This is a genomic window from Peribacillus folii, from assembly GCF_030271255.1.
In the GTDB taxonomy this organism is placed as follows: Bacteria; Bacillota; Bacilli; order Bacillales; family DSM-1321; genus Peribacillus.
On sequence record NZ_JASJOM010000017.1, the window covers coordinates 1 to 25,058 of the forward strand.

Here is a 25,058-nt window from a genome sequence, read left to right on the forward strand (position 1 = left end):
CATTCTGACTGGTAAAGCGGACATTTTCAGGAGTAATCGACGGATTTGGCTGAAAAATGCGCAATTTGGCGAGTAAAGCATCCATTCTCGCGAGTAAAGTGCATGAATTGGCGAGTAAAACTGCCAATCTCGCGAGTAAACGGCCATATTTGGCGAGTAAAGTGCACATTCTGACTGGTAAAGCGGCAATTTTCAGGAGTAATCGACGGATTTGGCTGAAAAATGCGCAATTTGGCGAGTAAATAGTCCGAATTTGGCGAGAACACCCTAATTGGCGAGTAAAACCGCCAATCTCGCGAGCAAACACCCTATTTGGCGAGTAAAGCACCTAATCTCTCCTTCTTATACAACCACCGTTTCAGTAATGATGACAATTAAAAAAGGTTCCGAAATGAAAGCATTCCGAAACCTTTTTGCCTCCAATTCGGCAGGAGGCGGCCATTCGATTTTCGTTTCCAGGCAATGGGGTGGATCGCACTGCTCTCAAAAGCTGCTGTCCCTGATGATCAATTCCGTACCGATCAAGACCTGCTTGACGATTTTGCGGCCCAATACTTGCTCCATGACTAAATCGGCTGCCGTTTCCCCCATCAGTTCCGTGTGGACCTTAAGGGTCGTTAGCGCTGGATAGACATATTTGGAAACGCTGATATCGTTGAGCCCAATGATATTGACCCGCTCGGGCACCGATATGCCTTCTTCATGCAATGCTCGTAAACACCCGATCGCAATCAGGTCATTCCCGGCAAAGAAGGCGGTAGGCAATTCGTCACCATGCTCGGTAATGGCCGCTTTCATTAATCGGTATCCATCCTCCACAGAAAAATTCCCCATATAGATAAACTTTTCATCAAGCACCTGCTTTTCTTTTCCATAGCTGTTGAAGGTTTGCTCGCGCAAGTCCCTGATATCACCTGACTTGTCTTTATAGGTCTCTTTTCCGCCTATGTACCCGATGGATGTGTGTCCTTTTTCAATTAGATAGGTAATGATTTTTTTAGTGGCTTTCTCGAAATCGATTTTAACGGAATCAAATGAATCATCTTCAAGACTATGATCGACCAAGACGATGTTTTCTGTGATTTCCGCAAGTGCAAGGACTTGTTTTTTACTGAACTTCCCTATTGCAATGATCCCTTGGATGTTTTCAAGCTTCACTTCCTCCAGGTCATTATAAAAATATTTTACGAGCTGGGCCTCCAGTTGCTGGCAGCGCCTTTCGATTCCAAACCGGATCGACATATAGTATAAGTCTTCAAGCTCTTCTTTTTCTGTATACCAATGGATGATCGCGAATTTGGAAGGTGCTGCCTTTCGTATGGCCCGCCGTTTATATGATAACGTTTCTGCCGCTTCAAATATCCTTTTCCTTGTCTCATCCGTAACAGAAAGGGAATCGTCATAATTCAGAACTCTTGAAACAGTGGCAATGGAAACGCCTGCTTTTTCAGCTATATCCTTTATCGTGGCCATCCTTATCAATCCATTCTTACATAATTTCTGTATGTGCTTTATCTTAATAATTTCATATTATCCATAAAAAAGAAAGGATATCTTCATAAATGATGCCTTTCCTCCCACGCTGTTTCCCATTTCATTTAATGCCCGTTTGGGTGACTCCCTTGATGAAAGAACGCTGCCCCAGAATGAAGATGAGGATAACGGGAATGGTGGCGATTGCCGTTAAGGCCATCAGCCTTCCTGGTGAAGATACGAAGCTTCCCTGCTGCATGATGGCAATGCCGGTGGTGATGGTCCTCATTTCCGGCGAGCTTGTCGTCAGCAGCGGCCAAAGGAAGTCGTTGTAAATGGACATGAAGGTGAAAATCGCCAATGTCCATATGATGGGGCGTGCAGATGGCAAGGCAATCTTGATGAACACCTGCCATTTGTTCGCTCCATCCAGATGGGCCGCCTCTTCCAATTCCTTCGGGAAGGCCCTGAAGGATTGATATAAAAGAAACACGCCAAATGCGTTAGCGGAATACGGCAAAATGAGCACGGCATAAGTGTCCAATAAACCTAGCTGGTTGAATCCCATATATAAAGGCAGGAATGTGATCACCCACGGAATGGTCAAAGAACCTATGAACATTGCGAACAAAAGTTTTTTGAAGGGTACGTCCAGCCTGGCCAAACCATATGCAGCAAGGGTATCCACAATCAATACGATCAATGTGCCGGCAATACCGACAATTAGGGAGTTTGACATCCACGTGAAGACCGGTGTATCGGAGCCGCCGCTAAGGCTAAAAGTATAATTCTCCAGTGTGAATATTTCAGGAATCCATTTAATTCCCGAGGTGAAGGCTTCTTGATCTGTTTTGAAGGAAGTGGCCAGCATCCAGAAAAGGGGCGCGATAAAGAAGATGGAAATGATAATCGCAATCGTGACCAATGCTATCGTGAATCCTTTTTTCCTCATTTACTTCATTGCCTCCTTCTTTTCCCTAGTCAGTCTAAATTGAACGAGCGAGATGATGATCATGATCAGGGCCATCAATATCGACATTGCTGCGGCATTTCCCAATTGCCGTTGATTGAAGCCTTCCTCGACAATATTCATCAGGAGAACCTGCGTCGATGTGCCGGGACCCCCACGGGTCATCAAATACGGCTGCCCATAGATATTGAAGGATGCAATGGTCGAGGTGAGGGTGACGAATAGCATCGTGGGCTTGATGGTCGGGAGCGTGATGTGAATGAAGGTCTGCCATCTGTTGGCTCCATCCAATGAACCGGCCTCATATAATTCCTCCGATACCTCATTCAGGGCATTCGTGAAAATGACCATATTGAAGCCAATCGTCCACCATAGCGTCGCGATGATGATCGAAACCCAGGCCCAAGGTATATCCGTCAGCCACGGAATCGCCGAAAGCCCCGCCTTCTGGAAATATTGATTGATTAAGCCACTGTTCGTATCAAAAATCCAGAGCCAGATGATGGCCACGATGGAAACGGATACAGAATAGGGGATGAAATAAGCAGTCCTGAAGAATCCTGTCAGCTTCTTTGGCAGGGCATTCAGCAGCAATGCCAAACCAAGCCCTACGGCGACAAGTAAAGGCACGCTGAAGAGGACGAACAAGAACGTATTTTTCAGGCCTTCAAAAAATAAATTATGCAGATAAGAATCAGAGTCAAAAATATTCAAATAGTTTTTCAGCCCGACGAACTCATTGACTGGATTGAGCAAGTCCCAATCATGCATACTGATCCAGACCCCATATACTATCGGGGCTATGAGAAAGACCGTAAACAATAGCAAGTAGGGTAATACAAATAAACTGGAAGTGGCTTTTGATTTCCACGAGGTTCGCTGCATAAATTTCTCTCCTTATTTACTCTCTGCGGTCGATACAATAAGAGGAGGAAGCAAGTGATATTCACCTGCCGCCCCCTTCAAGTCATTTATTCAAGATTTGGTCGGCTTTTTTCGTTGCATCATCCAACGCTTGCTTTGGATCCTTTTTCCCTAATAACGCCAGGTTCACTTCAGCCCATAATGGATCTGAGATCTGGCCCCAGTTTGCAATTCTCGGGGCAAACTGGGCGTATTCGAACGAAGCGGCAACTTTAGGCTGTTGAACCATGCTTTTAAACTCTTCGTTTCTTTCATAGATTGCCTTGGAAGCCGGAGCTTGACCCGATTTTGCCCATTCCAATGTGTTTTCGGCAGCGTATTTCAGGAAGTCATTGATGGCCGCCAGCTTTTCTTTATCTTTAACGGAAGCCGGGATGACAAAATTGTGGCCATTTGCATATACGGCTTGTTTTTTCGTTCCCAATTGCGGCACTTCGGCAACTCCATAATTGATGCCTGCCTTGTCCCACTGCTCCATCATCCATGGTCCATTGAACTGCATCGCGTTTTTCCCTTGAAGGAATAAGTTCACTTCTCCATCTTGCTGAACATTGGCCGGGGACACCTTCTGCTTATGGATGAGATCCGACAGGAAGGTCAATGCTTCGACGCCAGCCGGGCTATTGTAATCAGGCTTGCCATCCTTTAGGAATTCCCCGCCATTTTGATAGAAGACCGTCGGATAAATGAACTGATTCGGCCAAAGCGTCGGCACGACATAGCCATATTGCCCTTTTGATTTGTCCGTCAACTTCTTGGCAAAGCTGAGGAATTCCTCCCTGTTCACAGGCGCCTTTTCGGGATCCAATCCAGCAGCCTTGAACAAGTCCTTGTTGTAATAAAGTAGCAATGGATGGATGTCCAGCGGGATGGCATATTGCTTACCGTCCACTGTTCCGGCACCCCAGGCGGTTTCGGAATAATCCTCTTGGTTAATGCCTGCCGAGGCCACTGTCTCGCTAACATCTTTCACTAGATTCTTTTCTACATAGTTGGTTAGCTGATCAGTATGCATGATTAATAGATCGGGCGCATTTTTTTGTCCGGAAAATGCTACATCGACCGTTTTATAATAATCCGATTGCGGAACGATTTGCATATTCACTTGGTATTCAGACTGCGATTTGTTATAGCTTTCGACGATATTCTTCATCCTGGGGCCGTCAGCACCGGAAAACGGCGTCCAAAATGTAATCTTCTTACCGTCGCCGCCATCACCGGTGGTAGAAGCTTTGTCTTCATTGGAACAAGCAGCCAAAGATCCCATCGCAAGCGTTGCTGCCAGGATGGCGCCAATCATCTTTTTCTTTTTCATATGGGTTAGCTCCCTTATATTTATTTCGTTTCCCTTTCGAATGCGTTCGGATCATGAACGCATGATGGTAAAACATCGTCCCCTTCTATCAGTAACACACCTCCCGTTGGATGAAATAGTAAACTTGCAAAGCTTTTGATGAATGCGCTTTCAAATTCTGATAAAAAAATAAATATTTAAGTAAAATTTTTACTTAAAATAAATATATACTCGGACCCATTTGTTGTCAACGATTTTTCCAGCACCAAAAAAATAAAATTCCGACAAATCCGAAAAAGGGAGCCACAAAACGAGCGAAAAAAAGTAGTCCATCAAACACCTTAGCAAACGCGTGTTTTGGAGCTACTTGATGTGTATGATATTCAAGCTACTGACGAAAGGGCGGCTCAATCATCGGCCGAGCGGTCAGTGGGCGACAAAATCGCATCCACGCGGTCAACATACGGCTGCGAATCATAAGCTGAGTACAATTGACTTGAAAGCCTCATCGGATCGCCGAAGAAAAAACGTTCATATAATGTTTCCCTTGTACCGAATGAGCTCATGGATATATCCCATGCCAAACGAAACAGCTTAATGCGATCTTCCGCTTTTTTGGAGGCGCCTTGCAAGTATTGATCTAAATCTTTCCTGATTCCGGAGCGGAAGGCATTTTCTGTTGGAATGGTCATTAATCCGCTTGCTCCCAGCAGTTGAATGATCTCCGAAAATCTCGGATAAATTTTCGGAAACAGGTTAATGGCAATTTGGAGCGTTAATTGATCTGGCCGCATATACCCCCACTCATCCACCTGCGCTTCCATTTCCGCTTTAAACAGCAAGGCCTTCATCGTCTCCAGGGCAACGATGATTTCGGTCGCCTTCTCTTGAACATGCTGGTATCCGCCAATATTAATCATGTCAATGATCGATTGCACAATGCCCAGAATGAATTCGGTTTTTACGATCCGCCTCGCTACAACCTGATGCATGGTGAAAGCGGAAAATGAACTGGAGGCCAAGAAGGTATTGGAGATTTCAGGATTATCAAAATAAAACACCCGATCCCATGGGACCAGAACATCATCAAAAACAACAATCGTATCCATTTCTTCGAATCTTGAGCTCAAAGGATGGTCGAAAGCGGATTCCCCGCCAACAAAAGAATCCCTGCAGATGAATTTCAAGCCCTTAGCGTTGCTGGGAATGCTGAAGGAAAATCCTTTATCCTTTGCCTCGAAACCTGCTGCTGACAATACTAAGATCTCATCCGTGATCCCGCCCTGTGTTGCCAATACCTTCGCACCCTTGACCACGATTCCTGCGGCATTTCTTTCGACGATTCTTGCTGCAATCGGCTCCTCCGTATGTTCAAAATGATAGTGGGCCCGATTTACTTGCGGATCAATAAATGTATGGGTGATCGATCTATCATTTTCACGGGCATATTCATAAAATTTCGTTATATTTTCCGGAAAACAATGATCTTTGCCTGTCAATAAACCGACGGAAGAAGCAAATGCCATGATGACCGTATTCATATAATCCGGGCTCCTGCCCATCATTCCATTGTTCAACAGGGCCCAATGTTGAATCATTTTACGCCTGTTGACTAGATCCTCAATCGTTTTTGGCTGTAGGTAAGACATTCCCACCGGTTTTCCGCTTAAAGGAGATGGATAAGTCATGCATGGTTTGACCCGTGCTTCAAGCTGGAAGTCATATAACTGCCCTTGGCTTTTCATGACGCCCTTAAATGCAGGATGCTCCGAAATCTTTCCCGTCACAGGATCTCCATCCATCCATACGGCCGTCTTTAGCCGGTCAATTCGGTCGATATACTGCTTTCCGTTTATAGCTGGCATTTTACCACCCCTTCCTTCGTCATATCTTATTATTTTGCTTTTTTCTTTGTGAAGGAATCTGAATTGATTTGGAAAAGCTTTCGTGATCCGCCGTTCCGCTTCAAGCTCGGAATCGTCAGGAGGACCTGATGTTTACCTGTCCATTTTTAAGGCTAAAGTATCCATACATCAAATACATGCAGGGGGAGATGTTCTTGAATATATATGAACAGCAAAAAAACGGGCAGCCTGGCCAAACACAGCCAAGGCAGCCAGGCATCGAATCAGAGATGGATCCACTGCCGATCCAGCCGAAGGATTACAAAGGAAGCGATAAACTGAAGGACCGCGTTGCGCTGATCACGGGCGGTGATAGCGGCATCGGACGAGCCGTTGCAATTGCTTATGCAAAAGAAGGGGCCAATGTCGTGGTGAATTATTTGGATGAACACAGCGATGCAAAAGAAACGAAGCAGCTGATTGAAGCGGAAGGCGTTCGCTGCCTCTTGCTGCCAGGAGATGTATCGGCGGAAGCGACCTGCAAGGAATTGATCAAGAAAACAGTGGACGAGTTCGGCAAGCTGGATATCCTCGTGAATAACGCCGCCGTGCAATATCCGACGGAAAATATCGAGGATATCACCGACGAGCAATGGGATAAAACGTTCCGCACCAATATTTATTCCGTATTTTACATGAGCAAGCATGCGATCCCGCATATGAAGCAAGGCAATTCCGTCATCAATACGACCTCCATCAATCCTTATAGAGGACACGCTACATTGATGGACTATACGGCAACAAAAGGGGCAATCGTCGGATTCACACGCAGCCTCGCCCAGAATGTGGCAAAAAAAGGGATCCGCGTCAATATGGTGGCCCCAGGTCCAATCTGGACCCCGCTCATCCCGGCGACGTTTGACGAACAAAGCGTAGCTGAATTCGGCACAGAAGCACCGCTCGGCCGCCCGGGACAGCCGGCAGATCACGCAGGCGCCTATGTATTGCTTGCCTCTGTTGAAGGAGCATATATAACAGGACAGTGCATCCATATCAACGGCGGCATCACGATGTCTTCATGAATGGCAAACGACCGCAAGCACAAAACTTGCGGTCGTTTTTTTTTCCTAGCACCATACGATGATTCGATACGGCGTGGTTTGGGCGGGGATGCTCATGGTGGCAGCCCCATAGATGACGATCAAATTCCGGTTTTCAGGAGATCTAGAAAAGGGCTGCCCGTTTTGTAAAACGATTTGCGTGAACGGGGAAAGATTCAATCGCAATTGACCATCCCGGCTCTCCAGCTGATCGTTGAAATAATCCACCTTCACATTCTGGTAAGGACTATCCTTCACCATGATCAATGCCCGGTATTGCGGAGGGTATATCAGGGGAACGGGCGCATTTTCATCATAATACCCAGTTACCCGATCACCTACGGCAACCATTGCCTGGTCGACGAAGTACGTACGGGGGGATACCACGAAATTCACGGACGTTCCGCTATCTTCCACCGATACTAGTTGATAGCAGCCTTCCTTTTCGCCATTTTGTCCGGTTGGAAAATCGCTGATCCTGGTGACGATCCCATGGAACGGTTTCAAACGTACCATAACTAAATCCCTCCAATAATTGGCGTTTCTGACATAATGGATATCGTTTTACTTTATGTGAAATCACCCATAGTGGTGATTATCGGAACGCTTTAACCCGAATGTTCACTAAATTTACATATCGTTAAAAATTGATGGAAACTTATTGGTATGAGTTGCTTTCAGATGCTCAAAATAGATAATGGAAGATGAAAAACGGAGTCTTGGGCAATAGGAGTAATAATAAAATTCAAAAAATATATTGAAATATCAATTTTATTTAGATATAATACGACATGGTCTTAAATATTAGTTTATCTACAATTTTTAGAAAATTTAATTATTTTTTAAAATAGTAAATTATGGGTAAATTCATGGAGGTTTTAATGTGTCTAGTAAAGTGCCGTCTTCTTTTATAGTAGTGATCGGTTTCATGCTGTTCGCTTTATTCTTTGGAGCAGGAAATTTAATCTTCCCGCCGATGCTTGGTCAATCAGCAGGAATGAATGTCTGGGTTGCCAATGCAGGATTTTTGGTAACGGGAGTTGGGCTTCCTTTACTCGGTGTAATGGCGCTAGGTTTTTCAGGAAAAGATGATTTACAATCGTTAGCAAGCCGCGTCCATCCAATGTTTGGGGTCGTATTCACCACCGTTCTTTATTTAGCGATCGGGCCGCTATTTGCCATACCAAGAACAGGAAACGTTTCATTTGAAATCGGCGTGAAACCATTTTTATCCGAAAATACAGGACCGCTGCCGTTAATTCTTTTCACCATCATCTTTTTCACGATTACGTGTCTTCTTTCGCTCAATCCCGCGAAAATTGTCGAAATTGTGGGGAAAGTTTTGACACCGATCAAGTTAACATTCATCGGAATTCTCGTGGTGGTCGCATTCGTCCATCCTATCGGGAACTTTCAAGCACCTGCGAGTAACTATACCATTCAACCATTTTTCAATGGATTTAAAGAAGGGTATTTAACGATGGATACACTGGCATCCTTCGTTTTTGGCATCATCATCATTAATGCCATCAAAGCAAAAGGCGCCACAACCAAAAAACAAATCATGATCGTTTGCGGAAAAGCGACGGGGATTGCCGCCATCATCCTCGCGACCATCTATACCGCCCTTTCCTACATGGGTGCTTCCAGTGTAGAAAAGCTTGGACATCTTGATAACGGAGGAGTCGTCTTGGCGAAAGTATCGGACTACTACTTCGGGCCGTATGGCGGAATCCTATTAGGATTAATGATCACGGTAGCATGTATCACGACAAGTGTAGGACTTATAACATCTTGTTCGACATACTTCCATAAGCTATTCCCGAACCTGCCGTACAAAACCATTGCCATCAGCTTATCGGTTTTCAGCGCAATAGTAGCCAATATCGGACTGACACAGCTGATTGCCATTTCCGTACCGGTGATGACAGCCATTTATCCGTTGGCCATCGTATTGATTTTCTTAACCTTCTTCCATTCCCTATTCAAAGGAAAACCGGAAGTATATCAAGGCAGCTTACTGCTGACCTTCATCGTCAGTTTATTCGATGGATTAAGCGGAGCCGGCATCCACATTTCATTCATCGATAATTTCTTTCATTCAATCCTTCCTCTATATGGAGCAGGACTAGGATGGATCATCCCGGCCATCGTAGGAGGAGTCGTTGGCTATGCCAGCAGCCTCATACGGCCGAGCCATAACCACCAAATCGATTAATTAAAAAATCTGTCCAGGAGCCTGGACAGATTTTTTTGCATGTTTTCACACCATTTTCATTTCGCACCGTAATTCCCTCAGCTGTTGAAAGATTTGTCCGCGGTGATGCGATTCATGTTCAAGCAAATGGTATATGACCCATTCAGGTGTGACGTCATATTTTTCAAGAATCCTCGGTTTACGCCAATCATCCAGATCCATTGTCCGGAATTTCGAAAGAAGGACTTGCCGTACCCTATTCAGGCGGTCCAGATGCTCTTCCATCGTTTGTCCTGCCACATGGGTCAGGGATCCATCCCCGGAACGGCTGTCTTCCGGAAACAGCGCAAGTATTTCCGGGTCCCATTCCGTGACGAGAACTTCTTCGTATAACCAATCCGCCTCGACCAGGGCAATGTGATACAGCAGCGACCCGATCGTTTGCCGTTCATCCAGCTTCGTATCAAGTATGGCTTGGCTAACGCCGGTCAGTTGCGAGATGATCGTACGGCGTACATCTTCCAAGCACCAAAGCCACCGTCCGATTTCTGCTTCATACCCCGGCAGTGAGGCGAGTCTTAAATCCCTTTTTTCCAAGTAAATCATCCTCCGCTCTCACCTGTATTCTTAGCATTCAAAACCAAGGCAATATCCTTCCATTCGTAAATCAAAAGCGTTAATGCTTCGCCTGCGATGCTGATGGTTTCGGACTTGATCCACTTTGCACCGAATGCTTCATAAAAAAACTTGGATTTGTTTCCTTCGAGAACTTCAACAAATATCGAGTGATATCCTAGCTCTTCAAATTTCAAAAAAAGTTTCTTCATAAGCTTTCTGCCTATTCCCATTCCTTGATAGTCCTCAAGGATGTATATGGCGGTTAGATCACCGGAAGCAGCGACCTGATTTTTTGCTCTTTTCCCGCCAACAATGAAGCCGACAATCCTTCCCTCGCCATTTTCTGCAATGTAAACATGATTTCCTTTTTCCGATATAGTCTCTATCCATGAAGCCATCCTTTTTTCATAGGAGAGCTTGTCCAAAAAATCGCGTGCGATGATATGTTTATAAGTCGTCCTCCAACTGTCTACATGCACGATCGCTATCCCTTCTGCATCGGCGACCGTTGCCTCCCTTATCTGCAATGCGACTCCCCCTTCCTATAATGAAATTCGTTGGAGATCAGTGGTATTCCTCTTTTCAGCGGCATGATAAAAAGGGCAATCCCCTGATTGCCCTCCATTATGCTTATTCATATTTGGCAGCTCGACCTTAATTACCTAAAAAAAGATTGGACCTCATTCCCTCCGATATACGCCTGCTTAGTAGATGATCCAGTTCCCGTTCTTGTTCAACCATTATCCGCTGCTCGAGTTTTTGAGCATATAGTGCATAACCGATCCCATGAGCCTGAAACATTGCTTTTTCCATTGCCGACGTGTACGTTAATTCGAGAAAATTGATGAAGAATCAATCCTTTCCAGTTTAAATTTCGTTTTCATCTTATCATTGTGCCCGCTTCCTGACAAAGCGACTCAGCCTTCATATCCATGGATAATCCAGATTCTCGCCCGCAGAAACGCTGGAATCCGCTAATTACCTCTATTTTCCTTTTTTATTCAAAAGATCCATCGTCACAAAAAAGAAACCCCCGTTAACGGGGGGATGGATGATCATTTATAAGATCCGAATATTTCCTCTGCCAGTCTCCGGCCTGTCGGAGTAGCCGCAAGGCCGCCCTCTGCCGTTTCCCGAAGTGCAACTGGCATGGTCTGCCCAATTTTATACATGGCATCGATCACTTCATCACATGGGATGCGGCTCGTTATGCCTGCCAATGCCATGTCCGCTGCCGTTATCGCATTAGAAGCTCCCATCGCATTACGCTTCACGCAAGGAACCTCGACTAAACCAGCCACAGGGTCACAAACAAGACCAAGCATGTTTTTCAACGTGATTGCCATTGCCTCAGCAGCTTGACTAGGTGTACCGCCGGCTAGCTCAACAATCGCTGCTGCCGCCATTCCGCTTGCTGAACCGACTTCCGCTTGACAGCCGCCGGCTGCCCCGGAAATCGATGCGTTATTCGCGACGACGAAACCGAAGGCTGCCGAGGTGAAAAGAAAATCGATCATTTCTGCACGCGACGGGTTCAGCTTTTCCTTCACAGCAAATAAGGTGCCAGGAACCACGCCTGCCGATCCTGCAGTTGGAGTGGCACAAATCATTCCCATTGCTGCATTCACTTCGTTCGTGGCAACAGCCTTGCTGACGGCATCCAATAGCAAATTGCCTGCGAGCGCCCTGCCCGTTTTCATATAGTTTTGCAATAGGACCGCATCTCCGCCAGTTAAGCCTGTAACGGATTGGACGCCCTTAAGGCCCCGTTCCACCGCTTGCTCCATGACCGTTAGATTCCTGTCCATTTTTTCAATGATTTGCTCTCTTGGCAAGCCAGAGAACTCCATTTCTTGCAAAATCATGATTTCTGCGATTTTGACATTTTTACTTTCAGCGAGTTCAACCAACTCTGCTACATTCCGGAACATATCTCTACCTCCACATCTATACGAACACTCTTAGCGTTTCTTTAATCCACCATTTTAATGACTTGCAAAACGTTTTCCAATCCCTCTAGTTCTTTCATGATTTCAAGCTTGATCTTCTGATCGACTTCAATCACCATGAGGGCCATCTGACCTTTTTCTTTGCGTGAAACTTCCATATGGCCGATGTTAATTTCATGATTTGCCAGGACCGTCGAAACGGAGGATATGATCCCAAATACATCATTGTGTACAACCAAAATGGCTGGATTTTCACCTGACAATTTAAGCTTGAATGAATTCAGCTCCGTGATTTCGATCGTTCCGCCGCCAATGGAGATTCCCACAAGCTCCAATTCCTTATCTTCATCGAACAGTCTGATCTTGACTGTATTCGGATGATCCATCACCGTATCCTCGATCGTAAAGGTAACCTCCATGCCCGCTTCTTCCGCAATGGTTAAAGAGGAAGGAATCCTTTCATCATCGGTATCGAAATCCAATATCCCGCCAACGACAGCAACATCCGTGCCGTGTCCCCTGTAGGTTTTCGCAAAAGAACCGTACAAAGAAATGATGGCCTTTTTAGGTTGCTTTCCAAATAATGTCCTTGCCACCCTGCCGATTCTGGCAGCTCCCGCTGTATGTGAACTGGAAGGTCCGATCATGACAGGACCGATTATATCGAATGCAGATCTGTATTTCATCGTGTACTGCTCCTTTTCCGGCAATATAGTCGTTTGCTTTTCATTCAGGTTTATATGGTGAAATGGACAGGCGTCGTATCCGCTTGTACCAAAGTCTCCCATATAGCCCCACATCTATCAACCCCGTCGAAACGGACAACCTCTATATTATATTAAAATATCTTTATTTTTCCTAGAAATGTAAACCCTTTCATTGCATATATCATCTTACCATATATTAGACTGCATACCTAACAAAATTTCTTTTAAAGAAAAGAAAAATAAAGACTAATTTTTCAGTATCTTTACATAATTTAATCTCTTCAAATACCCTTGTTAAAGGTTTTTGTCAGGTTCTCACTTATATCAGGGAAGGCTCATTGGCTAGAGTGACCACTATACCATTTAACATTTTCAATAAGAAGAGACATGGATTCCGGGTAGAGGTAAAAAGGAGCAGCTGCATATGCCAGCTGCTCCATCCATTTCCTTAAACTTACTAGCTCGCCTTTTTCTCTTCCGAATTCACGGCGCCCCAAATCTTGGACGCCCATTCAGGATGATCGATGAATGGATTGCGGTTATGCTGCCAGCGATAAATGACATCATTGCGATGGCTTTCGAATTCGTCGACCGGATCGAGATCATTCCATTTCAATAGTGTCGATAGCTTTCCATGGAGCGGTTGCGGATACGTATTGACTGTATCGGATAATTCCAGATCCAGATCTCCGTTTCCTTCATAACGGACGGCCATGTAAAACAGCATCCGGGCGATATCCCCTTTCACATCATCTGGCGGCTCCCAAGAATCGGCATCGAATTTACATGCACAGCCACCATATGCTTGGCCGCCCTCGTCAAAATCGAGGTGGCCCCGTTTGCCATTCACCGTCACATCTGCGGGACGGAGATGATGCAGGTCGGTCCCTGGTCCTTTGCTTGTTCCAAAATCACCGTGGGACTTTGCCCAAACATGTTCACGGTTCCATTGCCCTGTATTGCCGCCATTGGCGTTCTTGGCAATCGATTTTCCAGAGTAAAGCAAAATGACGTTATCACTGTTTTGCGGATCTTCATCCGTTTCCTTAAGGGCATTCCATACTTGATCATAAGTCACCATCGTATGCCCCTTGATGATCGTGTACAGAGCAGACTTCAATTCCGTTCCCGTTTTACCTGCAGCCTTTTCATAATAGGCTTCAAGCGTCGAGTCTTCCGAGACATTCAACGTGAAACGAACAACCACTTCCGACTGCTTATCTTCGGCCTTGACTGCAACAATGGTTGTCCCCGCCTCTTTTGCAGGAAGGGTTAAAACGGAGCCGGAAACCGTACCAATTGTCGATGAAAAAGTCAGTTGGTCGCCATCGGGGTCTGTAAAATATTCAGCCAGATCGATCGTCACCTTGGAACCGAGTTGCACATTGACGTTCTCCAAACGTTTCATCACAACAGGCGCTTGGTTTCCTTTCGTCCCAAAAGGGGAAGCAATCGCTTCCCCTTCCGAATTGAAAAACTTGATATTCTTCGTGTCGACGCCTTCGGTCACTGTCCACTTCTGGACATTTTCAGCGCCGCGGATTTCTTTTACATGAGCGTTATCGATGATGACTTCCTTCACCGCCATACCGCCAAAATCGATGACCGCTCCTTCTTTATCCGGATTGACCGTAACGGTTGCATTTTTAAGACCCAAGCCTTTGAATACGGCATAGGAACTCTTCACCAAGATGCCTTCATCAATTTTGGACGATTCGTCCAAATCGACCAATACACTAGGAGATGCAATCGTAAGTTTTTTTGTTTTAACGTTTTGCAAATGATACGTCTTGTCAGGGGCAACCGGTTCAACAGCACCTGATCCGGATAACGATGTCTGGATCAATACAGGATCATGATCGCTTGCCCGTCCATGCACTTCCATGAAGGATGAGTTAATATGGACGATATCGACTTTCGTCGCAGCGGCCATATTATTCGAGACGAGGATATGGTCCAATACTTGGGAATTCCCTTGATAGGTGTAAGAATACCGTTTCTCGAAAGGAACCTTCTCTATCATATTCGTTAAGTCTTTGCCCTTCAGCGTTTTAAGCGGTGCCGAAAATTCATAATCATTAAAATCACCTAAAAGGACAATATTCGCCTTAGCATCCTGTGACTTTATTTCACTGACAAATCCATTGACAATGGAAGCAATTTTAAGCCTTTGCGTCTCACTGGAAAGCACAGGAGGCTGGTTCTTTCCGAATAATGGCTGGTCGCCGCCCTTTGAATTGAAATGATTGGCCACTACCACTACACTTTCTCCTTTGAATTCGAATTGGGCAGCCAATGGCTTCCGGCTTGAAGCGAAGGCAGGATTGGCAGGCTCGATCCGTCCAGGATTCAAGGTAAGCTTTCCATCCTTGAACGCTACCGGCTGCGTCGCCGTCCCTTTTGTTCCCTCAGTCAACTTGACACGGTCGACATTATATAAGAAGCCGACACGGATATTCCCGCCTGGAGCTCCGCCATCACGTTTATCTTCTGGGGCGATATCGATGAATTGGTAGTTCGGTCCGCCCAATGCTTTGATTTTGTCGGTCAGCTTCTTGGCACTTTGTGCAGAATCCGTTGTCCCGCTGTCCGTTGCCCCATCATTATCCTGCATCTCGGTAACGCCGATGATATCCGGCTGTTTCAGATTTGTAATGATCGATGTCGCTATCGTTTCCACTTTCTCGTTAGCGGTTTGCGTCGAGAAGTTCTCGATATTATAGGAAGCAATCGATAGCTTATCGGAATCCTTCTCGATCGCTGTCACTTCCCGGGCCGTGCCTCCATCCTTTAACGCAGGCAGCTGATTTTTATCCGTCAGGACCCGGTAGTTGCTGAATCCATAGCTGAGTACGCCTGTAACAGGGCCATCAAAAGAATCGCCCGTTTTGGCCACGAATTTTTCATCATCTATATCCAAGATGATCCGTTCAGGATTGAAATCGGTTTCCGTGATTTTCACGCCTTGAACCGCAGTCGTCGTTTCCATATTACCTGGAATCACGACCAATTCACCATAGTCTTGCGGCGCAACCATTTTTGGATTGTATACTTGGACGAGCATCCCTTCCAAGCTTTCGTAAAAATCAATGCCATCTTCTCCCGGATTGAAATCTGTCAATCTATCATCATCTATGTTTTCCGCCGGCGGAGTGACATCTTTGCCGATGACGATCGGTTTCGGTACAGACAGTGTGCCCAATTTTTCAATGGCCGTATTCGTCAATTCCGTTGTCGGCAAATCCGTCGTTTTCATCTCGGCATATCCTTCGATATACCATTCAACGACCTTACCGGCCACTTTGATGTGATCTCCCGCCTTCAGGCCATGCGCTTTATTATATACAAGTATCCCCTCGGAAGTCGTTACGTCCTTATCCGGATTCGGATCTTGCATGTAAAAATTATTTGCATCTTTTACATATGTGACGACACCCTCCACACCAGAAACGAGTTGATTCTCGTACGAGGAGTAATGATCCATCCCCTGAATGTCACGGATTTTCACTTCATTGGTTTTTGTGACGGTATAGGCAAATGAGAAAGCCTCCGACGTTTTTTCGTTAACCGCTATTGCCTTTATGACTGTATCCTTCATCAAGATGATAGGCTCCGTGTAAAGCGTGCTTGATGAAGTCGGAGCGGAGCCATCGAGCGTATAATGGATCTTTGCATCCTTCCAGCCCGTATTAAGCGTCACCTTCGTCTTTTCACTGACCGTTCCTGGGAAAACATCCGTGTATACGGCCGGTTTATTGATTAGTTCGTAATCTTCAAGGCCACGCGGCTTCAGTTGGTAGGTGTCATTGAACTGTGATGCGATTCCGGTAACGGAGATGACATCACCATCCTTAAAGCTTTTCAGGAAATCATCATATGTCGATCCGTTGCGGTTATCGTGACGGACAACCACACTGTTTCCTTTGGCATCCTTCGCCAAAAATTCAAATGTTCCGTATGTTCCGGAGGCCGCCAATCCCGTAATGGTCACATTTTCAAGGGTGACCAGCTCCCCTTGTGTGTCCCCATTGATGCCAGCTGCGTCCAGTTTTTGGATGTCCGGGAGCTCATTCCCCGAAGAAATGACATCCAGCGAGGTTGGCTGCATTTGCAATTCCTTGTTATAAGCAGAAACCTTGCCAATTAAGCGAACCTTATCCCCTTGCTTCACATCCTTAGGCCATACAGAGCCATAAATATAAAGGCCTGCCGTTTCATCCTGGATATAAAAGCCTTTTCCTCCCCAATAGCCAAGCCCTGTCGTCACCACTCCATCCACCTGCACCACATCTTCGGTATTCGTCCGGGCCTCGGCAATGGAATCCAGAACCTTCACTTCAGGCTGTTCAGGAGAAGTTCCTCCATCCGTATTGATGGTGAATGCGGTCGGCGATTTCAGACCAGGTACGGAAAAATATTTTTCCAATTTCCCGGTGATCGTCACTTGCGCTTTCAACAATTCCGGATGGTCGACTAGATTCAATGCCGTGCGAACGCTTCCGGCTGGAAGCTGTACGGGCATGATCTTCTTTACATCCGTTTCGTCGCTGCTGTCCGCTATTCCAATGTTCGTACCTTCAGTAAAAGGCGATGCCTGCTGATAGCTTGTCCCGCTTTTTGCGACGCCGACGATGTATCCTTTCACAGTTGCCGTCCCGCTGTTATTATTGATGGCTTCCGCCACCGTGATCGTCGTCCCTTCCGCATTTGCAACGGCGGCATATGGCAAAACCGTTGAAAGTACAAACAATATGGCAAGGTAAAGCTTGCTCATCCCACTCTTCTTCAAGATCTCAACCCCTCCAACTTTTTCCATTTATATAATCATCAAGCAGCAATCGTTTCCTCGCCCTTTATAAATTGGTTTCGCCCTTCACGGTGATGCCGCCGAGGTTCACAGTTTTCCCTTGAACCCCTGATATGTTCAGATCGCCCTCGACTGTAACATTCGAAAAAGTGAAATCATCCATAGGAGTGCCCGTCAATGTAAGATGCCCGGTAATCTTCGCATCCTTCAATGAGTCGATATCGGTGATGTCCACAACCACATCGCCATTATGGACTTTCGGTGCATCTGCACTTCCCCCAAAGTCTTTAGCCGCTACTTCGGTTGGATCTGCAGGGTTGCCTGCCACATCTTTAATCCGCCCTTCCATGCTTGGAGCCACCGTTTTCAGTCCGCTTACATGATCACGTAAATTTTCCCAATCGGCAAGCCCGATATCGGTCACCCGTCCTTCTTCATAAGCCTTCTTGAAAACGGTGAAGCCATCTCCGCCCTTGGCTGTAAAAGCATTGGTCGCGACGACATATTGCTTCGCTGCCTCCAATTCGGAGTAAGTTCCATCTTGGCCCAAGACTTCAACCTTGTTCACACGGCTGCCTGCCGGCTTCGAGCTGTCGTAGCTGAATTTCATTCCGGATACATGCAGGAAACCGCCATTTTCCTTAGGCGCAAGACTGACACTATGCTCTAATGCCTCCGTGATTTCCGCACCGGTCAGCTTCATCGTCGCCAGCGTATTGCCGAATGGTAAAACGGTCAGGATTTCACCAAGCGTGATTTCGCCCTGATCGATGCCGGCACGGATCCCTCCGCCATTTTGGAACGCGATGACTGCATCACGATTAAATTCTTTTGCTTTGCTAAGCATTCCATCCGTAATCAAGTTACCTAGTTCCGTTTCATTTTTACGTACACTCGGCTTCGTTTCGACGCCTCCATCACGAGGGGTTTCCAAAGCATTCACGGCGGTTGCCCCTGTCTTCGTTTCCTTCAGCTCCTTAATCTTCGAGGAGTATGTTTCCAGCAGCTTAGCCGCTTCGGCATCTTCCTGTTTATCGGCAAGTGTGATCAGCTGGCCTGCCTGACCGACAATCTTGCCATCCTTATCGAATTGCACATCGACCGTTCCCAAAAAGTCGCTATACTGATAGCCTTGAACGATGACCGTACGATCCTTATCGTTCCCTTTTGCATCCTTGTCAATAACGACAGGGGTTTCCAATTTCGTATGGCTATGGCCGCCCACGATTACATCGATCCCTTTGACGCTCGAGGCCAAGGTAAGATCATTATCGTAAGCTGCGTTGTCATCATAGCCAATATGGGAGATCGCGACGATCTTATTCACGCCCATGCCCTCAAATGCCTTGACCGCTTTTTCGGCTTCCTTGAGATAGTTTTCGAATTGTATGCTTCCGGGACTTGAAATATCTTTCGTTTCTTCAGTCGTAAGCCCGAAGAATCCGACCTTTTGACCGTCCACTTCCTTCACGATTCCATTGTAAATCTTCCCTTGCTCCGGTTTACTTGAAATCAAGTCAGAAAAGAGTCCCTTAAATTTATTATCTTTGGAGAAATCCACATTCGAACTGACAAATGGGAATTGTGCCCCTTTGACGAAATCGGCCAAGGCTTGATGCCCTTCCGCACTTGATCCCAAATCAAATTCGTGATTTCCAAAAGTCATGATGTCATATTTCATGAGGTTCATGAATTGAAGATCCGCCTGTCCCTTGAATTCATTGAAATATAGCGTTCCCGAAAATACGTCCCCGGCATCCACCAGCAAGGCCTGCGGTTTAACTTGACGCACTTCCTTAACAGCCGTCACCCTTTTGGCCACATTGTCCAAGTGGGCATGTGTGTCATTGGTGTGCATCAAGGAAAGCGTGATCGCCTTGGGCTTTAATGCCTCCTCGGCAGCCGCCACCTTTTTATCCGCCTGGGTGATCTTCGCCTCGAATTCCTTGCGATCGACATCCTTGATTCCGCTTAAATTGATGGCGGCCTTGGCTTTTTTAGCCGCATCTATCTGTTGTTTCGTTTTAAGCTCCCCATTGGCAAGAGCTACATAGGCATTCACTTTTTTGGCGGCTTCCTTTTTCTTTTCCGCATATACCGCAGCATCATACTTGGCGGTTACTTCTTTTACATAAGCATGGATGCCCTTGCCGAGCTTCGATGTTTTACTGACCTTTTTCAGCTGTGCCGAAACGGTTTTCATCCGTTTGTCTGCCGTATTCAGATCGCCTTTTTTCACCCAGTACTCCGCTTTTTCATAGTAAAACGGCACTTTCAGATCACCATTCAAAGCGGTTTTGGTCGACTTTGTGAATTTATCGTATAAAAGCTTTTCGATCTTCGCACCGTACACCGTATCCTTTATGGCCTTGTCCGCCTTTTCCACGGCCTTATCAAGGGCGTTGTATTGATCCCTGATATCATTGGATTTCTTGGCAATGACCGCATTCGTAAAGGTATTGATCGCCTTATCATGTGCAGCTTTCGCTTTTTCGGCGTCTTTATATCCTTTTACATACCCCTCTGATCGGGTGATATATTTATCATAAGCTTCGATTTCTTTATATTTGGCTTCTTTTTCTTTTTTGCTTAAGACTGATTTTTTGATTGAAGAGTTGATGTCTTTTTTAGCTTGTTTGGCTGACTTGATTTGTTTCTCGACAGTGGACACGGAAGCGAGTTTAGAAGAGTAGAAATAGGTATCGAATGGTTTTTTGATGGTGGCCTTAGCCGCTTTGATTTTTGCATTCAGGCTGGTGGCGGCGTCTGATGGTGCCGGTGCTACTGCCACGATCGCTGTCGCAGCCATAATCGCAGCTGAGGCGATTTTCACGGTTTTCTTTTTCCCCATTAGAGTATATCCTCCCGTAAGTTCTATACTGACATAATAATTTGTAAACACGGCTTTTGAATTGGCACGCTTTTCAAAAAATTACATCCGAATAAACTTCTTCTTTTACACAAATCCCCCTACTTTTTTCCTGTAAAGATTCGTGCATATCCTATATTACAACAAAATAATCCAATTTTAAAACAAATTTACAATAATACACAAATTATTAACAGAATATTATCATTACTTTTAATTCCTAATGCCTACTCCCGACTTAAGTTATCCCAATAAAATAATTAAATAGGATAATAGTATGAAGAATCATTCAATGGACCGTTGGACTTTATCCCTAAATCCGGTTCTCCTGTTGCCCCTTTTTGTCATATAGCCTCGAAAATACTTGAGTACAACACGAAACTAGTGTGGGAAGTGCGTTAGAATGTTCGCTGAATCTGAATTTAGGTTTTACTTAATAAACTATGGAGAGAGGCTATACGGAATTGCATAAAGGCAAAAAAAGAATCTTTTTGTTAAATGAAGGATATAAACAGATATGCGCATGCTCAGCGATACAACCGACCTTTCATTATCCAATCTAGTCATTTAACAGCAATTGGATTGTTTTGTTTTTATTATGATACCACAAACAGAACAAACGTTCTAGTGTTAAAGTGTAAAATACTTACACTTTTCAAGAAAAAACTGGATATTCATGTTAGAATCACTAGTGAATTTCAAGAATAGGTAGAGTGCAAGTAGATTGGAAGGAAATGAGGTGGCTTTCATAAAGAAAGTTCTCAGTTTATTGTTAGTATTTGTATGTTTTAATGGTGCAGCTGCTTGTAGCAAGGATGCGGTGAAGGAGAGGAAACCCATTAATGAGGGAAGTATGGTCAATCTAGAAGATGCAGAAAAATTATTTAAAGGGTATAGTAAAGAGCTATATACCATTAAAGATGCAGCCAATCCGCCTACTTCTGATGAAATTGCAACAAAAATGAAGGTTTATTTAACAGACAAGCAGTATAAGGCCGATATCAATAACCGTAAATATCAGCTGCCAGAATTAGTATCCAAACAACTTAACAAAAGGATTGAAGTACAAGATGTTAGCCTTGAAGAACAAAGTAAAAATGATGACAACACTATAGACTACTTTTATACAACGAAATTTAAGGTATATGACGAGAATTCATCTAAGGTTTATGAAAAGGAAGGAGAATTAACCATAACCATTACAAAAAATGGCTTGAAAATCGACCGAGAATGGAGCAGAGGCGTGAAAATTGACGGTTTAGAACAAGGCGGACTTTAATACGTGGGTACAGGACCAATGATGTTCAGATACAAAATGAAAGCTGTACACGTGAGCTTGGGAGTGTAACCTTTTCCAAGTTCATTTTTTGTGTTCGCCTTTTTTACTTAGAGGGGCGTATGTCTATATGCGGAGCCCTTTTCCTACCGGCTAGAAATGAAGTCATATAAAAGGAAACGATAAATTAAATGAAAAAAATCAAAAATAAATGAAAAAAATATTGAAATGGCTATAGAATGTATAATAAACTGAAAATATCCCAAAATGAAAACGTTATCAAAATGATAAGACGGAAAGGGTGTTATTTTATGGGGTTTCAAGGATATGATAAAAATTTCAATATTACGGACAAGGTTGCTGTTGTAACAGGCGGAGCAAGCGGTATCGGTAAAGCTATAGCGGAATTATATATGGAAAAGGGGGCAAAAGTCGCCATTTTCGATCAAAAAGATGGTGTGACCGAGATAGCTCAGGAATGGAGTATGAAGGATTCCATCGGAGTGCAATGTGATATTACTAGTAATGAAAGTATGGACCTTGCCATTCAGAAAGTTAGGGAGCATTTTGGCAAGATTGATATTCTAGTAAATTGTGCTGGTATTGCTTTACTTGATGATGCCGAAAATATTTCTGATGAATACTGGCAAAAAACCATTGAGGTTAACTTAACTGGATCTTTTAAAATGTGCCAGAAGGTCGGCCATTTAATGATTGAACAAGGAACTGGCGGGAAAATCATCAACTTAGCTTCTCAGGCAGCCCTTATTGCCTTGGATAATCATGTTGCCTATGCCGCAAGTAAAGCCGGAATTCTTGGAATGACTAAAGTGCTTGCTTATGAATGGGCTCAATTCGACATTAAAGTAAACGCAATTTCACCTACCGTCATTTTGACTGAATTGGGGAAAAAGGCTTGGGCTGGGGAAAAAGGGGAACAAGCGAAAAAAGATATTCCGCTTGGACGCTTTGGATATCCCGAAGAAGTTGCTGCTATTGCCTTATTCCTAGCCAGTGATGCGACAAATCTGATTACGGGTGAAAATATGGTGATGGATGGCGGCAATACGATTAAATAATGACGAATAAAGATTTCTGTAGGCATTCTCTCTAACTTGGACATCCTGATACTAGTACTCTTGAAACTGCAAGCTCAGCCTTGGGTTAAAAAGGATTTGATCCGGATCCAAGGGCGCTCGTTCTCCCATTTTACCGTGACGGGGACTTGAAAGGTCTTTTCCAAGATATCCTCCGTCAAGACCTCCTTTTTTTCACCTTTAGCCACAACGTTGCCGGAATTGATTAATAACGCATGTGTGAGGGATGGGACGATTTCTTCAATATGGTGTGTAACATAAATGATCGTTGGTGCGACTGGGGAATCTGCCATATTTTCAATGGCTGCCAATAGTTCCTCCTTCGCGTGAATATCCAGTCCATTGCATGGTTCATCCAGCACCAGCAGCTTCGGTGAAGACATAAGGGCCCTTGCCAGCATCACTTTTCTTTTTTCACCTTGGGAGAGCGTATGTATGAGTTGATTGGCCAACTGCTTGATCCTGAATTGGCCCAGCAGTTCCATCGCCTTGCTGCGATCATCGTCCGTGATTTCATCATAGATGCCTATGGATGCGAACCTTCCGCTTATGACGACTTCAATGGCCGAATCTGCTCTTGTTTGATACTCTTGATCCAGGGAAGAACTTACCCAGCCAATGGACTTTCGCAGCTCCGGGATATTCGTTTTGCCAAAAACATTTCCCAACACCGACACTTCACCGCTGCTTGGCCATTGATATCCTGTAATCATCTTCAGCATGGATGTTTTCCCTGATCCATTAAGTCCCAGCAGGGCCCAATGTTCTCCTGCCTGCACCTCCCACGATACCTCATTCAATATCGTTTTCCCTTTCCTGCGCCAGTTAATTTTGTTTAGCGTAATGATGGGCTTGTCTTGGTTCATCATGTTTCCTCCTTATCGGATCATTCATTATCTGAATAATATGTTTTTTATCCCATTCTACCATTACCTATCAAAATCTTCATGATTTTCATGGCATGCAAAAAAACGGTGTGAAGGTTCACACCGTATATCTTCCAACATACATCACCTGTTGTTCAGGCACTGTTTTTTAGTGCTTGGTCTGTCTTTCTCCCAAATCCATTGATGATGACGACACTCGAAATCGCAACCAGTCCGCCTATTGCGGAAAGGACACTCGGAAGCTCCTGGAGCCAGATCCAAGCAACGATAATGGCAAATGCCGGTTCAATATACATCATGCTTGTAACGGAACTGGCTTTACCTAATGATAGGGCGATTGCCCAAGAAACATAAGCGACCGCTCCTGGAAAAATGCCGATATAGATGGCAGAGACATTCGCTTCCAGCGTCGCTGCTTGAAGTGTATGTAAAAGGCCTGGAGAAAAAATGAAAAAAGGCAATGTGCCAGCCCATGTAAAATACGCCGTCAATTCAATCGGCTTGTAGCGAAGCAATAATGGCTTTTGATAGACGAAAAAGACTGACGTGGCAACAGCTGCGAATAATACTAAAAAAGCCCCGTTAGTAATATGGAAGCTTGAACTGGCCGTTCCCCATGTAATAAGAAAGATACCAACAAAACCGATCACTAACCCGAACCAGCCAAACAAACCGAGGCGCTCCTTTAAAACGAGGACCGCTATCACCGCTGTAAAAATGGGGGCAGAGGCAATGAGCATAGCTGCCGTTCCCGCTGAAACGGTTTCTTCCCCGAACGTTACACCCAATTGATAGAGACTGATGCCGATCCAGCCCAAGATCACTATTTTTATGATATCCTTTTTTCGCGGTAAACGGAATTTGCTCGCAGGCCACATCGCATAAAGGATAAATACACCGGATGCTATGAGAAAACGAACCAGCACTAAATGCCCTGCGGAGTAACCGCCATGGAGGCTGGCACGAATGGCGGCAAAGGCAGATCCCCATAAGCTGATGGCGATCGCCGCTATCATGAATATCTTCAGATTCATTACCAGGCCTCC

At 45.0% G+C, this 25,058-nt stretch carries 20 protein-coding genes; 5 read left to right on the plus strand and 15 right to left on the minus strand.

Features of this window, described 5'->3' with window-relative positions; genetic code table 11:
* Nucleotides 1-56 precede the first annotated feature (56 nt).
* Complete coding sequence (locus QNI08_RS20660) at nucleotides 57-242, plus strand: hypothetical protein (protein WP_285769240.1); 186 nt, start codon at nucleotides 57-59, stop codon at nucleotides 240-242.
* A gap of 241 nt (nucleotides 243-483) precedes the next feature.
* Here the strand turns inward: QNI08_RS20660 and QNI08_RS20665 are convergent, their stop codons facing one another.
* The 5 genes from QNI08_RS20665 to hpaB form a co-directional block, all read right to left on the minus strand.
* Entirely contained in the window at nucleotides 484-1,473 is a 990-nt protein-coding gene (locus QNI08_RS20665; protein ID WP_285769241.1) for a LacI family DNA-binding transcriptional regulator, read from the minus strand.
* Between the two features lie 121 nt (nucleotides 1,474-1,594).
* Nucleotides 1,595-2,425: a carbohydrate ABC transporter permease gene (locus QNI08_RS20670; RefSeq protein ID WP_285769242.1), complete on the minus strand. Its 831-nt coding sequence runs from the start codon at nucleotides 2,423-2,425 to the stop codon at nucleotides 1,595-1,597.
* On the minus strand, nucleotides 2,426-3,328 hold the full coding sequence (locus QNI08_RS20675; protein ID WP_285769243.1) for a carbohydrate ABC transporter permease: 903 nt from the start codon (nucleotides 3,326-3,328) through the stop codon (nucleotides 2,426-2,428).
* 82 nt (nucleotides 3,329-3,410) lie between these two features.
* The gene (locus QNI08_RS20680) at nucleotides 3,411-4,682 is read right to left on the minus strand and encodes an ABC transporter substrate-binding protein (RefSeq protein ID WP_285769244.1); all 1,272 of its coding nucleotides are present in this window, start codon (nucleotides 4,680-4,682) and stop codon (nucleotides 3,411-3,413) included.
* Nucleotides 4,683-5,068: 386 nt separating this feature from the next.
* On the minus strand, nucleotides 5,069-6,526 hold the full coding sequence (gene hpaB / locus QNI08_RS20685; RefSeq protein ID WP_285769245.1) for a 4-hydroxyphenylacetate 3-monooxygenase, oxygenase component: 1,458 nt from the start codon (nucleotides 6,524-6,526) through the stop codon (nucleotides 5,069-5,071).
* Nucleotides 6,527-6,720: 194 nt separating this feature from the next.
* Between hpaB and QNI08_RS20690 the strand changes: the two genes are divergently transcribed.
* Nucleotides 6,721-7,587, plus strand: coding sequence for an SDR family oxidoreductase (locus tag QNI08_RS20690; RefSeq protein WP_285769246.1), 867 nt, complete (start codon nucleotides 6,721-6,723; stop codon nucleotides 7,585-7,587).
* Nucleotides 7,588-7,632: 45 nt separating this feature from the next.
* Here the strand turns inward: QNI08_RS20690 and QNI08_RS20695 are convergent, their stop codons facing one another.
* A complete protein-coding gene (locus QNI08_RS20695) occupies nucleotides 7,633-8,121 on the minus strand; it encodes a hypothetical protein (RefSeq protein WP_285769247.1) in 489 nt (162 codons plus the stop codon).
* A 367-nt stretch (nucleotides 8,122-8,488) separates the two neighbouring features.
* On the opposite strand from QNI08_RS20695, the gene brnQ reads away from it, so the two are divergent.
* Nucleotides 8,489-9,823: a branched-chain amino acid transport system II carrier protein gene (gene brnQ, locus QNI08_RS20700; RefSeq protein WP_285769248.1), complete on the plus strand. Its 1,335-nt coding sequence runs from the start codon at nucleotides 8,489-8,491 to the stop codon at nucleotides 9,821-9,823.
* A 45-nt stretch (nucleotides 9,824-9,868) separates the two neighbouring features.
* Here the strand turns inward: brnQ and QNI08_RS20705 are convergent, their stop codons facing one another.
* The 7 genes from QNI08_RS20705 to QNI08_RS20735 form a co-directional block, all read right to left on the minus strand.
* Entirely contained in the window at nucleotides 9,869-10,399 is a 531-nt protein-coding gene (locus QNI08_RS20705) for a DinB family protein (RefSeq protein ID WP_285769249.1), read from the minus strand.
* A gap of 5 nt (nucleotides 10,400-10,404) precedes the next feature.
* Nucleotides 10,405-10,947, minus strand: a complete 543-nt coding sequence (locus tag QNI08_RS20710; RefSeq protein WP_285769250.1) for a GNAT family N-acetyltransferase — start codon at nucleotides 10,945-10,947, stop codon at nucleotides 10,405-10,407.
* A gap of 127 nt (nucleotides 10,948-11,074) precedes the next feature.
* On the minus strand, nucleotides 11,075-11,233 hold the full coding sequence (locus tag QNI08_RS20715; RefSeq protein ID WP_285769251.1) for a YuzK family famiily protein: 159 nt from the start codon (nucleotides 11,231-11,233) through the stop codon (nucleotides 11,075-11,077).
* A 242-nt stretch (nucleotides 11,234-11,475) separates the two neighbouring features.
* On the minus strand, nucleotides 11,476-12,351 hold the full coding sequence (gene sdaAA, locus QNI08_RS20720) for an L-serine ammonia-lyase, iron-sulfur-dependent, subunit alpha (protein ID WP_285769252.1): 876 nt from the start codon (nucleotides 12,349-12,351) through the stop codon (nucleotides 11,476-11,478).
* A 41-nt stretch (nucleotides 12,352-12,392) separates the two neighbouring features.
* Nucleotides 12,393-13,055, minus strand: coding sequence for an L-serine ammonia-lyase, iron-sulfur-dependent subunit beta (gene sdaAB, locus QNI08_RS20725; protein ID WP_285769289.1), 663 nt, complete (start codon nucleotides 13,053-13,055; stop codon nucleotides 12,393-12,395).
* Between the two features lie 478 nt (nucleotides 13,056-13,533).
* Nucleotides 13,534-17,865, minus strand: a complete 4,332-nt coding sequence (locus tag QNI08_RS20730; protein WP_285769253.1) for an endonuclease — start codon at nucleotides 17,863-17,865, stop codon at nucleotides 13,534-13,536.
* Nucleotides 17,866-17,929: 64 nt separating this feature from the next.
* The gene (locus tag QNI08_RS20735; RefSeq protein ID WP_285769254.1) at nucleotides 17,930-20,734 is read right to left on the minus strand and encodes a bifunctional metallophosphatase/5'-nucleotidase; all 2,805 of its coding nucleotides are present in this window, start codon (nucleotides 20,732-20,734) and stop codon (nucleotides 17,930-17,932) included.
* Between the two features lie 757 nt (nucleotides 20,735-21,491).
* Here QNI08_RS20735 and QNI08_RS20740 point away from each other — a divergent pair.
* On the plus strand, nucleotides 21,492-22,031 hold the full coding sequence (locus QNI08_RS20740; protein ID WP_285769255.1) for a hypothetical protein: 540 nt from the start codon (nucleotides 21,492-21,494) through the stop codon (nucleotides 22,029-22,031).
* A 308-nt stretch (nucleotides 22,032-22,339) separates the two neighbouring features.
* Complete coding sequence (locus QNI08_RS20745) at nucleotides 22,340-23,107, plus strand: SDR family oxidoreductase (RefSeq protein ID WP_285769256.1); 768 nt, start codon at nucleotides 22,340-22,342, stop codon at nucleotides 23,105-23,107.
* A gap of 74 nt (nucleotides 23,108-23,181) precedes the next feature.
* Here QNI08_RS20745 and QNI08_RS20750 read toward each other — a convergent pair whose 3' ends face one another.
* On the minus strand, nucleotides 23,182-23,994 hold the full coding sequence (locus QNI08_RS20750) for an ABC transporter ATP-binding protein (RefSeq protein ID WP_483313801.1): 813 nt from the start codon (nucleotides 23,992-23,994) through the stop codon (nucleotides 23,182-23,184).
* A 152-nt stretch (nucleotides 23,995-24,146) separates the two neighbouring features.
* Nucleotides 24,147-25,046: a DMT family transporter gene (locus QNI08_RS20755; RefSeq protein WP_285769257.1), complete on the minus strand. Its 900-nt coding sequence runs from the start codon at nucleotides 25,044-25,046 to the stop codon at nucleotides 24,147-24,149.
* Nucleotides 25,047-25,058: the final 12 nt, after the last annotated feature.

Bases quoted from the DNA above. Each gene is read 5' to 3' on its own strand.
- sdaAA (WP_285769252.1), bottom strand. From the start codon at position 12,351: ATGTTCCGGAATGTAGCAGAGTTGGTTGAACTCGCTGAAAGTAAAAAT.
- QNI08_RS20665 (WP_285769241.1), bottom strand. From the start codon at position 1,473: ATGGCCACGATAAAGGATATAGCTGAAAAAGCAGGCGTTTCCATTGCC.
- QNI08_RS20735 (WP_285769254.1), bottom strand. From the start codon at position 20,734: ATGGGGAAAAAGAAAACCGTGAAAATCGCCTCAGCTGCGATTATGGCT.
- QNI08_RS20695 (WP_285769247.1), bottom strand. From the start codon at position 8,121: ATGGTACGTTTGAAACCGTTCCATGGGATCGTCACCAGGATCAGCGAT.
- QNI08_RS20715 (WP_285769251.1), bottom strand. From the start codon at position 11,233: ATGGAAAAAGCAATGTTTCAGGCTCATGGGATCGGTTATGCACTATAT.
- QNI08_RS20680 (WP_285769244.1), bottom strand. From the start codon at position 4,682: ATGAAAAAGAAAAAGATGATTGGCGCCATCCTGGCAGCAACGCTTGCG.
- QNI08_RS20675 (WP_285769243.1), bottom strand. From the start codon at position 3,328: ATGCAGCGAACCTCGTGGAAATCAAAAGCCACTTCCAGTTTATTTGTA.
- hpaB (WP_285769245.1), bottom strand. From the start codon at position 6,526: ATGCCAGCTATAAACGGAAAGCAGTATATCGACCGAATTGACCGGCTA.
- QNI08_RS20660 (WP_285769240.1), top strand. From the start codon at position 57: ATGCGCAATTTGGCGAGTAAAGCATCCATTCTCGCGAGTAAAGTGCAT.
- sdaAB (WP_285769289.1), bottom strand. From the start codon at position 13,055: ATGAAATACAGATCTGCATTCGATATAATCGGTCCTGTCATGATCGGA.
- QNI08_RS20670 (WP_285769242.1), bottom strand. From the start codon at position 2,425: ATGAGGAAAAAAGGATTCACGATAGCATTGGTCACGATTGCGATTATC.
- QNI08_RS20745 (WP_285769256.1), top strand. From the start codon at position 22,340: ATGGGGTTTCAAGGATATGATAAAAATTTCAATATTACGGACAAGGTT.
- QNI08_RS20750 (WP_483313801.1), bottom strand. From the start codon at position 23,994: ATGATGAACCAAGACAAGCCCATCATTACGCTAAACAAAATTAACTGG.
- QNI08_RS20755 (WP_285769257.1), bottom strand. From the start codon at position 25,046: ATGAATCTGAAGATATTCATGATAGCGGCGATCGCCATCAGCTTATGG.